At 68.5% G+C, this 13223-nt stretch carries 12 protein-coding genes; 10 read left to right on the forward strand and 2 right to left on the reverse strand.

Annotated features, from left to right (window positions below; all coding sequences use genetic code 11):
• Window positions 1–29: 29 nt before the first annotated feature.
• From AC1DFR_RS05675 to AC1DFR_RS05690, 4 genes are all read left to right on the forward strand, one after another.
• A complete protein-coding gene (locus AC1DFR_RS05675) occupies window positions 30–821 on the forward strand; it encodes a demethylmenaquinone methyltransferase (protein WP_084476083.1) in 792 nt (263 codons plus the stop codon).
• A gap of 12 nt (window positions 822–833) precedes the next feature.
• A complete protein-coding gene (locus AC1DFR_RS05680; protein WP_476872935.1) occupies window positions 834–2213 on the forward strand; it encodes a geranylgeranyl reductase family protein in 1380 nt (459 codons plus the stop codon).
• Between the two features lie 9 nt (window positions 2214–2222).
• The gene (locus AC1DFR_RS05685) at window positions 2223–3323 is read left to right on the forward strand and encodes a polyprenyl synthetase family protein (RefSeq protein ID WP_230007829.1); all 1101 of its coding nucleotides are present in this window, start codon (window positions 2223–2225) and stop codon (window positions 3321–3323) included.
• 427 nt (window positions 3324–3750) lie between these two features.
• Window positions 3751–4749 (forward strand): endonuclease domain-containing protein, encoded by a 999-nt coding sequence (locus AC1DFR_RS05690; RefSeq protein ID WP_476872936.1) that lies wholly within the window; start codon window positions 3751–3753, stop codon window positions 4747–4749.
• Here AC1DFR_RS05690 and AC1DFR_RS05695 read toward each other — a convergent pair.
• Window positions 4746–5174 (reverse strand): hypothetical protein, encoded by a 429-nt coding sequence (locus AC1DFR_RS05695; protein ID WP_243181967.1) that lies wholly within the window; start codon window positions 5172–5174, stop codon window positions 4746–4748. The two genes, AC1DFR_RS05690 and AC1DFR_RS05695, sit on opposite strands and share 4 nt — an antisense overlap.
• Before the next feature lie 20 nt (window positions 5175–5194).
• Window positions 5195–5860: a trimeric intracellular cation channel family protein gene (locus AC1DFR_RS05700; RefSeq protein ID WP_476851228.1), complete on the reverse strand. Its 666-nt coding sequence runs from the start codon at window positions 5858–5860 to the stop codon at window positions 5195–5197.
• A gap of 61 nt (window positions 5861–5921) precedes the next feature.
• On the opposite strand from AC1DFR_RS05700, the gene AC1DFR_RS05705 reads away from it, so the two are divergent.
• The 6 genes from AC1DFR_RS05705 (at window position 5922) to AC1DFR_RS05730 (ending at window position 13214) form a co-directional block, all read left to right on the forward strand.
• Entirely contained in the window at window positions 5922–6668 is a 747-nt protein-coding gene (locus tag AC1DFR_RS05705; protein ID WP_476872937.1) for a sirohydrochlorin chelatase, read from the forward strand.
• A 131-nt stretch (window positions 6669–6799) separates the two neighbouring features.
• The gene (locus AC1DFR_RS05710) at window positions 6800–8545 is read left to right on the forward strand and encodes a nitrite/sulfite reductase (protein WP_476872938.1); all 1746 of its coding nucleotides are present in this window, start codon (window positions 6800–6802) and stop codon (window positions 8543–8545) included.
• Complete coding sequence (locus tag AC1DFR_RS05715) at window positions 8542–9252, forward strand: phosphoadenylyl-sulfate reductase (protein ID WP_476872939.1); 711 nt, start codon at window positions 8542–8544, stop codon at window positions 9250–9252. The genes AC1DFR_RS05710 and AC1DFR_RS05715 overlap by 4 nt, the downstream gene beginning before the upstream one ends.
• On the forward strand, window positions 9249–10316 hold the full coding sequence (gene cysD / locus AC1DFR_RS05720; protein WP_476872940.1) for a sulfate adenylyltransferase subunit CysD: 1068 nt from the start codon (window positions 9249–9251) through the stop codon (window positions 10314–10316). Before AC1DFR_RS05715 ends, cysD begins: the two co-directional genes overlap by 4 nt.
• Entirely contained in the window at window positions 10316–11755 is a 1440-nt protein-coding gene (locus AC1DFR_RS05725; RefSeq protein WP_223913711.1) for a sulfate adenylyltransferase subunit 1, read from the forward strand. Before cysD ends, AC1DFR_RS05725 begins: the two co-directional genes overlap by 1 nt.
• A gap of 283 nt (window positions 11756–12038) precedes the next feature.
• Window positions 12039–13214 (forward strand): ABC transporter substrate-binding protein, encoded by a 1176-nt coding sequence (locus AC1DFR_RS05730; RefSeq protein WP_476872941.1) that lies wholly within the window; start codon window positions 12039–12041, stop codon window positions 13212–13214.
• Window positions 13215–13223 lie beyond the last annotated feature (9 nt).

The following is a 13223-nucleotide window of genomic DNA, read 5'->3' on the forward strand; positions in this document are numbered from 1 at the left end:
GAGCGCCGATCATTTGAGACAATGTCAGGGTGAACCGAGCATCCTTGGATAAGCGTCCGGACGAAGTAGCCACGATGTTTGACGACGTCGCCCCCAAATACGACGTCGTCAACGATGTCCTGTCCTTGGGGCAGACGCGGCGTTGGCGCAAGGTGGTGGTGGAGGCCATGGGCGTATCGGCCGGCCAGCACGTCCTGGACCTCGCCGCCGGCACCGGCACCTCCAGCGAGCCGTACGCCGACGCGGGCATCAACGTCATCGCCTGCGATTTCTCCCTCGGCATGCTCAAGGTCGGCAAGCGCCGCCGCCCTGACATCGACTTCATCGCCGGGGATGCCACCCGCCTGCCGTTCGCGGACAACACCTTCGACGCCAGCACGATCTCCTTTGGCCTGCGCAACGTCAACGAGCCGAAGAAGGCCCTGGCCGAGATGCTGCGGGTCACCAAGCCCGGCGGCCGGCTGGTCATTGCGGAGTTCTCCCAGCCCGTGGTGCCGCTGTGGCGCACCATGTACACCGAATACCTCATGCGGGCCCTGCCGGCCATCGCCGTCAAGGCCTCTTCCAACCCCGACGCCTACGTCTACCTCGCCGAGTCCATCCGCGCCTGGCCGGACCAGGACCACCTTGCGGCCTGGCTGCAGGAGGCCGGCTGGGAATCCGTCACCTACCGCAACCTCAGCGGCGGCATCGTCGCCGTGCACCGGGCCCAGAAACCGGCAGACCCCTCAACCGGCCCTGCCGCAGGCGCTGCGGCGCTGGCCGCCCACACCGGACCCGTGGCCAAGCTGCGCCGCAACATCACCCGGCCCGGCCGGTAGCCGATCCCTGCTGTGAATGTACTGATCGTCGGGGCGGGCCCGGCCGGATCCACCGCCGCCTACTACCTTGCCAAAGCCGGCATTGACGTCACGGTGCTGGAGAAAACCAGCTTTCCCCGCGAGAAAGTCTGCGGCGACGGACTCACCCCGCGCGCGGTCCGCGAGATCCAGAAGCTGGGACTCGCCCACCCCGAAGCCGACGGCTGGCGGCGGAACAAGGGCCTGCGCCTGATCGCCGGCGGCCGCACGATCGAACTGCCCTGGCCGGAGGTTGCCGACTTCCCGCAGTACGGGCTGATCCGGACCCGGCTCGGCTTCGACGAACAGCTCGCCCGGCATGCCCAGTCCGCGGGCGCCGTCGTGCTGGAACGCCACAGCGTCACCGAGGCGCTGCGCTCCGAGGATGGCCGGGTCACCGGCGTGCGCGCAGCGCTGCTGGACAACTCCGGGCGCAAGACCGGCGAGACGCGCGACTTCAGCGCCGACGTCGTCCTCGCCGCCGACGGGAACTCGACGCGCACCGCCGTCTCCCTGGGCATCGGCAAGCGCGACGACCGGCCGCTCGGCGTGGCCGTGCGGACCTACTTCACCTCGCCGCGGCACGACGACGACTGGATGGAAGGCTGGCTCGAGCTTCCCGGCCGCGACGGCAAACTCCTGCCCGGCTACGGCTGGGTGTTCGGCGTCGGCGACGGCACCTCCAACGTGGGCCTGGGCATCCTGAACTCTTCGAAGGACTTCGGCAAGCTGGACTACAAGCAGGTGCTGCGCGAATGGACCGCCGGCATGCCCGCCGACTGGGGCTTCACCCCGGACAACCAGGTGGGCGAAATCCGTGGCGCCGCGCTGCCCATGGGCTTCAACCGCACTCCGCACTATTCTCCGGGGCTGCTGCTCCTCGGCGACGCCGGCGGCATGGTCTCCCCGTTCAACGGCGAGGGCATCTCCTACGCCATGGAGTCCGCCCGCTTCGCGGCCGAATTCATCGCCGACGCGGCTGCCCGGTCGGCGTCCGCCGGCTGGGGGACCGGGACGGAGGCTTCCAGGGCCGCCGACGCGCACCTTGCCCGGTACGCCGACTACGTGCGCCAGCAGTGGGGCTCACACTTCACACTGGGACGGGCGTTCGCCGCCCTGATCGGCAAGCCGGCCGTCATGAAACTGGCCCTCCGGACCGGTATGCCTGTCCCCGTGCTCATGCGTTTCGTGGTGCGGATGCTGGCCAACCTTACCGATCCCGCCGCCAAGGGCTTCGAGGACCGGGTCATCCGGGTCCTGGAATCCCTGGTTCCCGCCACGTCCAATCAGGCAACGTCCAACAAGGCCGCGTCCACCACGGACAGCGTTCCGCACTCCGGCGCCAACTCCGCGGTTTCCGCAACAAAAAGTTAGGGTTAACCCGTGACCAACTCTGCAGACCAAAGCTGGACGCACGCCGGACACGGCCTGCCGAGCGCTGAACCCAGCCTCAACACCACCGCGATCGCCACCGGCCTCCAACTGCCGGCAGGCTTCTCGGCCATCGCGGGCGACGCCGAGCTGGGCCCGGCGCTCACCACCAACCTGGCGCGCGTCGAGAAGAAGCTGCGCGAAGCCATTGCCAACTCCGATCCCCTGGCTGACGCAACGTCGCGCCACCTCGTGGAAGCCGGCGGCAAGCGGATCCGCCCGCTGCTGACCCTGCTGTGCGCCCACCTTGGCGACGCCTCCCTGCCCGCAGTGGTGCAGGCCGCCGTCGTCGTCGAGCTGACGCACCTCGCCACCCTCTACCACGACGACGTCATGGACTCCGCGCCGTTCCGCCGGGGGGCGCCGACGGCCCACGAGGTCTGGGGCAACTCCGTCGCGGTCCTGACCGGCGACCTGATCTTTGCGCGCGCCTCCATCCTGGTCTCGGAGCTCGGGTCCCGGGCGCTTGGCATCCAGGCCCGCACCTTTGAACGGCTCTGCCTGGGCCAGCTGCACGAGACCGTGGGACCGCGCCCGGACGAGGACCCCTTGGCGCACTACCTCTCCGTCATCGCGGACAAAACCGGCTCGCTCGTGGCCGCCTCCGGGCAGCTGGGTGCAATCTTCTCCGGCGCCGACGAAGCCTACGAGCCGATCCTGGTCGAGTACGGCGAGAAGGTGGGCGTTGCCTTCCAGCTCGCCGACGACGTCATCGACGTCACCGGGATCAAGGTCAAGTCCGGCAAGTCGCCGGGAACCGACCTGCGCGAAGGCGTGCCCACCCTGCCCGTGCTGCTGCTGCGCAACGCGGCCCGCGACGGCGACCAGGCCGCCGTCGAACTGCTGACGCTGATAGACGGTGACCTCAGCTCGGATGAGGCCCTGGCCGCCGCCGTGGCCGGACTCCGGGAGCACCCCGTCACTGCACAGTCCTGGGTGGTGGCACGCACCTGGGCCGATGAGGCCATTGCCGCCCTTGCCCCGCTGCCCGAAGGCGTCGTAAAGGCCTCGCTGACCAGCTTCGCCCACGCCGTAGTGGACCGCAGCAGCTAGGTCCCCGGCCGGTTCTTCCGGCTGGGTGCAGCCTGACGATTAACCTGGCTTCCGGCTTAAACGGAATGGCCCCGGTTCCTCACAACGTCCGAGTCTTCCGTTGTGCCGAACCGGGGCCATTTCTCCGTTCGCATCAGATCCACCGGAGGCATTTGGTGAACCCAGAAACAACTCTATGACAGTTATGTCATAGCGTCCAGACCTATCTGTAAATTTCTTGTCATAAGATTTCGATGTATTGCCGGACGTTGTCGCGCTGAGTTTCCCCACCTTTGGCCGGACAGCTTCGGGACACGCCGGTCGCTGGCGGGACACGCCGTCGGACATGGTCAAAGCGGGGAATATCAGCGGCGCGGATGGTGCGGAGTTGTCCACATAACCGATGTTGTGGCCCCCGGGGCTGTCATGCCGCGTGTGTGCTTGCCCCATGGACGTTAAGGTTTATCTGGAATACGCCGGCTCGGTTGCCCGCACGGCCACGCTGCTGCAGGCAGGTTTTACGTCGAACAGGATCCGCGCTGCCGTGGCTGCCGGGGAAATTCGCCGCCTCCGCCATGGGGTGGTGGCGCTGCCCGGGGCGCGGGCGGACTTCGTGGCCGCCGTGCTCGCGAACGGCATGCTCACCTGCGCCTCCGCCGCGCCGTTCCACGACATATGGCGCCTCCACGAGCCCGCACGGCTGCACCTGCTGTGCGCGCACGGCGCAGCGCCCGGAATGGTCATCCACCGCGGCAGCCTGGTCCCGACGGAATACCCGCGCCCCGTGGCCGGACTCACCGACGCTCTGCTCCACGCGCTGCGCTGCCTGCCCCCGGTGGATGCGGCGGTCATGGTGGAAAGTGCCCTGCTGCAGGGCCGCACCTCGCTGGACTATCTGCGCCAGCGGCTGCCGGGAAACCGGAACGGGGCCGCCCGTGCAGTCCTGGAGCTGGTTGACGGCACGGCGGATTCGGCGATCGAGGTCGTTGCCAGGCTGCTCTTCCGGAGCCAGGGAACCTACACCCAGACGCAGGTGCACCTGCCGGGGATCGGCGTCGTGGACTTCCTGCTTGAAGGATTCCTGATCGTGGAGATCGACGGGAGCACCCATCTTGAGCGCGCGCAGGTCAAGAAGGACCGGGGCCGGAACAACGCCAGCATCCTGACCGGCTACGCCGTCCTCCGGTACGGATATCACGACGTCGTTTACAACCCGCAGAAGGTGATCGATGAGGTGTGGCAGGTGCTGCGCGGCAGGGTCATCCGCGGAATTTCCCCACGTATGGAATCCCGTTGCCACAGAATGCCGGCGGTTCCGCCGGACACGCCGGTGGGGGACGCCAAACAAGGGGAGAGTCGGCGGCCGCAGGAGAGAGGGGAGAATCGGCGACCGCAGGAGAGAGGGGAGAGTCGGCGGGAGATGGGAGGAGAGGGCCGTGGAGCCTAGTCTTCGTCCTCGTCGTTGAAGGCCCACTCGAACATGTCGAAGACGAATTCGGAGAAGGTCCCTTCCTCGCTCTTCCACTGGCCGCGGGCGTTGTTGCGGCGGTACACGATGGGATCCGGGATGCTGAGGTCCCCGACGCGGAAGCCCCAGGTGAACTGCTCTTCCTCGTCCTCGAGGAACATGAGGAAGCCCTCGTCATCGACTTCGAGCTCTTCGGGGTCCCAGAAGTAGTGGTAGGCCTCCATGATGTCCTCGCAGCCGCCGACTGCCAGGTAGAACTCGCGCAGGACCATCGGGACCTGGAACTGGTGCTCGGCGAGGGCGGCGTCGAGCTCCTCGGCCGGGAGGCCATCTTCTTCCTGCCATTCGTCTTCGAGATACTTCGGGACAAGCGCGCGGAATTTCTCGAGGAACATGTCAGTCATGGTCTTATCCTAGCTAATCCTCAGCGGTCGTTTTCCGCGGTGTCCAGGCCCAGCCGGTGCCAGCCGCGGACCGCCAGCGGAACGTACCAGTGGCGCCGCCAGGCCGTGACCCGGAAGGCGAAGACCACCCCGGCGACGGCGCAGGCGCTCACCGCGGTGAAGGTCCCCGTGAGGGACAGGATCACGGTCGACGCCGACCCGGCGAACGCCGGCAGCGCGTACAGATCCCTGGGGTCGAAGAGCTGCGGGACCTCGTTGGCGGTGATATCCCGCAGCAGGCCGCCACCCACCGCCGTCGTGACACCCAGCAGGACGGCGGCCACAGGATTCATCCCGGCGGCCAGCGCCTTCAGTGTGCCGGTGATGCAGAACAGGGCCAGCCCGCCGGCGTCGAACAGGATCAGCAGCGACGTGAAGCGCTGGACGCTGGAGAACAGGAAATACACCAGCACCGTGGCAAACAGGGGCGGTGCCAGGTACGCCGGGTTGGTGAAGGCGGCGGGCGGGCCCGCGTTGATGATGATGTCGCGGATGACGCCGCCGCCCAGGCTCACCACCGAGGCCAGGAGCAGCGAGCCGATGATGTCGAACTGCTTCCGCGCCGCTAGCAATGAGCCGGAGACCGCAAAGAAGAACACGCCGGCGAGGTCAAGCCAGACCAGGACAAGGCTGAAGGAGAAGGTCATGAAGCGTCCCGGTCGATTGCAAGGGGGCGGATAGGGCGGCTCCAAGGTTACGCTAACGGCTATGAATACCCCCATCCTGATCGCCTGCGCCCACGGCACGTCCAGCCCGCACGGGGCCGCGGAGGTCAACGCGCTCCGGGACGGCATCGCGGGGCTCCGTCCCGGGCTGGACGTCCGCGAGGCCTACGTCGACGTGCAGGACCCGGACCTGCCGGCCGTCGTGGCGGGCCTCCCGGCGGGGGTAACCGCCGTCGTGGTTCCGCTGCTGCTCAGCGTCGGATACCACGTTAAGGTGGACATCGCCCGCGCCGTGAAGAGCCGGCCGGACACCCTGGCCGCGGCGCCGCTGGGGCCGGATCCGCGGCTCGCAGCCCTGCTCGATGCGCGGCTGCGCGAGGCCGGGGTAACGGACAACGACGCCGTGGTCCTCGCCGCCGCCGGGTCCTCCGATCCCAGCGCCGCACAGAATGTCGAGGAACTCACGGAGCAGCTCCGTGCCCTGCGTTCCAACCGGATCGTGGCCGCCTACGGCGCCTCCGCCAAACCCTCGGTTCCCGACACCGTCGCCATGCTCCGCGAGGAGGCCGCCGGCGGTGCCGGCGCGGGGGAGTCGGCCGGAGCGGTGGACCTTGGCGGTCGCGTCGTCATCGCCTCGTATCTCCTGGCGCCCGGCTTCTTCCATGACCAGCTGGCCAAGGCCGGCGCGGACCTGGTGACGGCGCCGCTGCTGCCCTCCCCGGTCCTCGCCGAAATTGCCCTGGAACGCTACGACGCGGCGCTGGCCGGGGCCCCGCAGCCCCGGCCCTGACGGTCCGCGCAGATGCACAGCCGCAGGGCGACTTCAAGGGTTTCCGGCGGTTCGTGACGAAATGTTGCCCTAGGTGACTCCCCGTTTCTGACCCTTTGTGACGGGATTACGGCCGCCCCTACAGTCGATGCATGACTGATACAGCTCTAGCCGGAGCGTCCACGGACGAGGCTGCCGCCGGCCGCACCAAGCGCCCTCCCCGCCCGGCCGCAAAGCCGCACGGCCAGTGGAAAGTGGACGGCACCACGCCGCTGAACGCCAACGAGACCTGGAAACAGGAAGACAACGGCCTCAACGTCCGCGAGCGTATTGAGTCCGTCTACTCCAAGCACGGCTTCGACTCGATCGATGGCACCGACCTGCACGGCCGCTTCCGCTGGTGGGGGCTTTACACCCAGCGCAAACCCGGGATCGACGGCGGCAAGACCGCCACGCTTGAGCCGCACGAGCTAGAAGACAAGTACTTCATGCTCCGGGTCAGGATCGACGGCGGTGCGCTCACCACCGCGCAGCTGCGCGTCATCGGCCAGATCTCCGTGGACTTCGCCCGCGACTCGGCCGACCTCACGGACCGCCAGAACATCCAGCTGCACTGGATCCGGGTCGAAGACATGCCCGAAATCTGGCGCCGGCTCGAAGGCGTGGGGCTGTCCACCACGGAAGCCTGCGGCGACGTGCCCCGCGTCATCCTCGGCTCCCCGGTGGCGGGCATCGCCAAGGACGAGATCATCGATCCCACACCGCTGATCCAGGAACTCGCCGAGCGGTTCATCGGCGACCCGGAACTGGCCAACCTGCCGCGCAAATTCAAGACCGCCATCACCGGCCACCCCAGCCAGGACGTGGTGCACGAGATCAACGACGTCGCCCTGGTGGGCCTGGTCCACCCCGAACTCGGCATCGGCTACGACCTCTGGGTGGGCGGCGCGCTCTCCACCAACCCCATGCTGGGCAAGCGCCTCGGCGCCTTCGTCCGGCCGGACCAGGCCGCCGACGTGTGGCTCGGCGTCACCAGCATCTTCCGCGATTACGGCTACCGGCGCATGCGCACCAAGGCCCGGCTGAAGTTCCTGCTGGCCGACTGGGGGCCGGTGAAGTTCCGCCAGGTCCTCGAAGACGAATACCTCGGCTACAAGCTCGCCGACGGCCCGGCCGCCCCGAAGCCCTCCACGCCCGGCGACCACATTGGCGTGCACGAACAAAAGGACGGCAAGTTCTTCATCGGCGCCACCCCGCTGGCCGGCCGCCTCTCCGGCAGCCAGCTGGTCAAGCTCGCGGACACCCTGGAGGCCCGCGGCTCGCAGCGCCTGCGCACCACCCCGCACCAGAAACTCGTGGTCCTCGACGTGCCCAAGGATGAGGTGGACCCGCTCGTGGCCGAGCTCGACGCGCTGGGCCTGTCCGCCCGCCCGTCCGTGTTCCGGCGCGGCACCATCGCCTGCACCGGCATCGAGTTCTGCAAGCTCGCCATCGTGGAAACGAAGGTGACCGCGGCGACGGCGGTTGCCGAGCTGGAGCGCCGGCTCGCCGACCTCGCCGAGAGCAAGCAGCTGCCCCAGGCGCTGTCCCTGCACATTAACGGCTGCCCCAACTCCTGCGCCCGGATCCAGACGGCGGACATCGGCCTCAAAGGCATGATGCTGCCAACGTCCGACGGCGATCCCACCCCGGGCTTCCAGGTCCACCTCGGCGGCGGGCTCGCGTCCGACAGCCGCGAGGAGGCAGGCCTGGGCCGCACCGTCCGCGGCCTCAAGGTCACGGCCGGGGAACTGCCCGACTACGTGGAACGCGTGGTCCGCAAGTTCGTCGCCGACCGCTCCGAGGGCCAAAGCTTCGCCGAGTGGGCCTTCGCCGCGGAGGAGGGTGATCTACAGTGACCGCAGCACTCCGCACCCACGACGAGCTCAAGGTCCTCGCCGAGGCCGGCGCCGCCGAGCTCGGCTGGGACGCCCCGGCCCGCGATGTCATCGCCTGGGTGGCCCGCAATTTCGAGCTGCCGACTGTCGCCGTCGCCTGCTCCATGGCGGATGCGGTCCTCCCGGCGCTGGTCGCGGACCAGCTCCCCGGCGTCGACGTCCTGTTCCTGGAGACCGGCTACCACTTCCCGGAGACGCACGCGACGCGTGACGAGGTCGCGGCCAACCTGCGCGTCAACGTCGTGGACGTGCTGCCGGAGAACACCGTGGAGCAGCAGGACCGGCTCCTGGGCAAGGACCTCTTCGCCCGCGACCCCGCGCAGTGCTGCGCACTGCGCAAAGTGGCGCCGCTGCGCCGCACCCTGGCCGGCTACGAGCTCTGGTTCACCGGAGTCCGCCGCGACGAGGCGCCCACCCGCACCAACACGCCGCTGGTCACCTGGGACGAGGCCAATGGCCTGGTCAAGGTCAACCCGGTGGCGGCCTGGACTTTCGACCAGCTGGTGCAGTACTCCGACGACAACCTTCTTCCCGTCAACCCGCTGCTTTCACAGGGCTACCCGTCCATTGGCTGCCAGCCCTGCACCCGCAAGGTGGCGCCCGGCGACGACCCCCGCGCCGGACGCTGGGCAGGAACCGACAAGACAGAATGCGGACTACACGTATGAGAACTCAAATCACCAACGAGGACCTGGAGCTGTCGGTGCTGGACAACGACGCAGCTGAGACGCCGATTGCCGCCCAGGGAGTGGCATCGGGCCTGTCGGAGCCGCGCGCTGGGCTGATCGAAGATCAGCCGCGCGGCGCAGGGGCGGGGGCGGCAATCGGCGTCGCAGGTTCACGCCTCTCGAGCCTCGACACCCTCGAGTCCGAGGCCATCCACATCATCCGCGAGGTCGTCGCCGAGTTCGAGAAGCCTGCGCTGCTGTTCTCCGGCGGCAAGGATTCCGTGGTGATGCTGCACCTGGCCACGAAGGCCTTCTGGCCCGGCAAGGTGCCCTTCCCGGTGCTGCACGTGGACACCGGCCACAACTTTCCCGAGGTCATCGACTTCCGCGACCGCACTGTGGAACGGCTGGGCCTGAAGCTCGTCGTCGGCTCCGTCCAGGAGTTCATCGACTCCGGTGAGCTGGCCGAGCGTGCGGACGGAACCCGGAACCCGCTGCAGACGGTGCCGCTGCTGGATGCGATCCAGCGCAACAAGTTCGACGCCGTCTTCGGCGGCGGCCGCCGCGACGAGGACAAAGCCCGGGCCAAGGAACGGATCCTGAGCCTGCGCGACGAGTTCGGCCAGTGGGACCCCCGCAACCAGCGGCCCGAGCTGTGGAACCTCTACAACGGCCGGCACACGGTGGGCCAGCACGTCCGCGCGTTCCCCATCAGCAACTGGACCGAACTGGACGTGTGGCGCTACATCGAGCGCGAGAACATCGAGCTGCCGGGCCTGTACTACGCCCACCGCCGCGAAGTCTTCGCCCGCGACGGCATGTGGCGCGCCGTCGGCGAGGTCTCCCAGCCGCGCGATCACGAGGAAGTCATCACCAAGACCGTCCGCTACCGGACCGTCGGCGACATGTCCTGCACCGGCGCCGTGGAATCGGCCGCCGCCACGGTGCGCGACGTCGTCATTGAGGTTGCCGCCTCGACCATCACCGAACGTGGCGCCACCCGGGCCGACGACCGCATCTCCGAGGCCGCCATGGAAGACCGCAAGAAGGACGGCTATTTCTAATGAGCACGGAAACGTTTCTCCCGGGCCCGGACCTCGTTGCCGCGGCGCTGCCCACCACGCTGTTCCGCTTCGCCACCGCAGGCTCCGTCGACGACGGCAAGTCCACACTGGTGGGCCGGCTCCTGCACGACTCGAAGGCGATCCTCGCCGACCAGCTCGACGCCGTCGCCCGCACCTCGGCGGACCGCGGGTTCGGCGGTGAAGGGGCCACCGGCACAAAAGCGATCGATCTCGCCCTGCTGACCGACGGCCTGCGCGCGGAGCGCGAGCAGGGCATCACGATCGATGTCGCCTACCGCTACTTCGCCACGGACCGGCGCAGCTTCATTCTCGCGGACTGCCCCGGGCATGTGCAGTACACCAAGAACACGGTGACCGGCGCGTCCACCGCGGACGCCGTCGTCGTGCTCATCGACGCCCGCAAGGGTGTCCTCGAGCAGACCCGCCGGCACCTGTCCGTGCTGCAGCTGCTGCGCGTGGCACACGTGATCGTCGCCGTGAACAAGATCGACCTCGTGGATTTCAGCGAGGACGTGTTCCGCGGGATCGAGGCGGACGTCCAACAGGTCGGGCGCGAACTCGGTCTCGGCCGTGACGATTCAAATGCAGGCGGTGTCTCCGATCTCTTCGTCGTCCCCGTCTCCGCCCTCGACGGCGACAACGTGGTGGACCGCTCGGAGCGGACACCGTGGTACGACGGCCCGGCGCTCCTGGAGGTCCTGGAGACGCTGCCGGCCGCCGACGAACTCGAAAGCCACCTCGAAAGCTTCCGTTTCCCGGTCCAGCTGGTGATACGGCCGCAGGGCGCGCTGGCTCCGGACGCCATCGCCGGCGGCCTCGATCCCGAGGCCTACCGCGACTACCGTGCCTACGCCGGCCAGATCACCGAAGGCTCCGTGAAACTGGGGGACCAGGTCAGCATCCTGACCCCGGGCCAGGCCCCGCGCACCACCACCATCACCGGGATCGACTTCGCGGGCCGCGAGCTCGCCGAGGCGGCCGCACCGCAGTCCGTGGCGCTGCGCCTGGCCGATGAGTTCGACGTCGCCCGCGGTGACACGATCGCGGCGGCCGGGACGGTGCGCGAGGCATCGGCAGACCTCTACGCCGCCCTGTGCTGGCTCTCGCCCAAGCCGCTCCGGGAGGGCTCCAAGGTCCTGGTCAAGCACGGCACCCGCACGGTCCAGGCCCTGGTGCGGAACGTGACAGGCAGGCTCGACCTCGCCAGCTTCGGCCTGGAGCCGACCACCACCCTGGAGCTCAACGACATCGGGCACGCGCAGCTCCGGCTCGCCGCGCCGCTGCCGCTGGAGAACTACCTGCACCACCGCCGCACCGGGGCGTTCCTCGTGATCGACCCGCTCGACGGCAACACCCTCGCCGCAGGCCTGGTCAACGACCACCCCGGCGACCACGAGGACGAGCGCTACTCGATCTAGGCCACGTGTCACATGGGCGCAGCTTGTTCCCCGGTCGGTCGCCATGGGCGGCTATCCGGGAAACAAGCTGCCGTCTTTTGGGGCCGAATGTGACGCTGCGTGAACCCGCGTGACCCCCGGTTTCCGGGCCGTTGAACCCCGAATATGACACTCCCTATGGTGAATGAATGAAGACACAGGAACGGTTCCCCGGCCTCCCCCGCAGGGACTTCCAGGGGCGATGTCGCCGGCGCTGACCATCCGCCCGGCCCTTCCGCACACACCCCAGAACAGGACTTCACCCATGTCACACACCCCCGAAAACCCCGGGCCCGGCACACAGCCCGGCACCACCCGGATCGTCGCCGGCGAGACCGGCAAACCCAAACGCAAGCGCACCCTGGAAATCGCCCTGGTCGCGGGCCTCGTGCTCCTGATCGGCGCCGGCGCAGCAGTTGCATCCTCGCTGTCCCGCAGCCCCGAAACCGCCCCCGTAGCGGCAACGGCGGACGCCGGCCCGGCCGCGGAGCTCAGGCTCGGCTACTTTGGCAACATCACCCACGCCCCGGCCCTGGTGGGTGTCAACAAGGGGTTCATCGCCAAGGACCTCGGGGCGACCAAGCTCAGCACGCAGGTGTTCAACGCCGGCCCGGCCGCGATCGAGGCCCTGAACGCCGGCGCCATCGACGCCACCTACATCGGCCCCAACCCGGCCATCAACTCCTACGTCAAGAGCAACGGCCAGTCCATCAGCATCATCGCCGGCGCCGCGGCCGGCGGAGCGCAGCTGGTGGTCAAGCCCGGCATCAACTCGGCGGCCGACCTCAAGGGCAAGACGCTCGCATCGCCGCAGCTCGGCGGCACCCAGGACGTGGCCCTCCGCGCCTGGCTCGGCAAGCAGGGGTTCAAGACCTCCACGGACGGCAGCGGCGACGTCTCGATCAACCCGACCGAGAACGCCCAGACCCTCAAGTTGTTCCAGGACGGCAAGCTCGACGGCGCGTGGCTGCCTGAGCCCTGGGCCTCCCGCCTGGTGCTCCAGGCCGACGCGAAGGTCCTGGTCGACGAGAAGGACCTGTGGGAGAAGGGCGAGTTCGTCACCACCGTCCTGATCGTCAACAAGACGTTCGCGGCCGAGCACCCTGCCACGGTGCAGGCGTTGCTGAAGGGCCATGTCGAATCCGTGGACTGGCTCAACGCGGCGCCCGCCGCCGAGAAAGCCACCGCCCTCAACGACGGACTCAAGGCTGCCGCAGGCAAGGCGTTGTCGGCCGACGTCATCGACCGGTCCCTGAAGAACATTCTCTTCACCACCGACCCGCTCGCTGGGACGTACAAGAAGCTGCTCCAGGACGGCGTCGACGCCGGCACCACGAAGCAGGCCGACATCAACGGCATCTTCGACCTCACGGCGCTCAACAGCGTTCTGAGTGAGAGTGCCGGCAAGAAGATCTCCGCCGAGGGGCTCGGCAAGGACTAGCGCCCGGGC

The sequence above is a fragment of the Arthrobacter sp. 05T410 genome (assembly GCF_056396505.1).

What these genes read in the sequence shown, in the direction of transcription:
- AC1DFR_RS05725 (WP_223913711.1), top strand. Translation starts at nt 10,316, where the DNA reads ATGAGCACGGAAACGTTTCTCCCGGGCCCGGACCTCGTTGCCGCGGCG.
- AC1DFR_RS05700 (WP_476851228.1), bottom strand. Translation starts at nt 5,860, where the DNA reads ATGACCTTCTCCTTCAGCCTTGTCCTGGTCTGGCTTGACCTCGCCGGC.
- AC1DFR_RS05705 (WP_476872937.1), top strand. Translation starts at nt 5,922, where the DNA reads ATGAATACCCCCATCCTGATCGCCTGCGCCCACGGCACGTCCAGCCCG.
- AC1DFR_RS05710 (WP_476872938.1), top strand. Translation starts at nt 6,800, where the DNA reads ATGACTGATACAGCTCTAGCCGGAGCGTCCACGGACGAGGCTGCCGCC.
- AC1DFR_RS05690 (WP_476872936.1), top strand. Translation starts at nt 3,751, where the DNA reads ATGGACGTTAAGGTTTATCTGGAATACGCCGGCTCGGTTGCCCGCACG.
- AC1DFR_RS05730 (WP_476872941.1), top strand. Translation starts at nt 12,039, where the DNA reads ATGTCACACACCCCCGAAAACCCCGGGCCCGGCACACAGCCCGGCACC.
- AC1DFR_RS05695 (WP_243181967.1), bottom strand. Translation starts at nt 5,174, where the DNA reads ATGACTGACATGTTCCTCGAGAAATTCCGCGCGCTTGTCCCGAAGTAT.
- cysD (WP_476872940.1), top strand. Translation starts at nt 9,249, where the DNA reads ATGAGAACTCAAATCACCAACGAGGACCTGGAGCTGTCGGTGCTGGAC.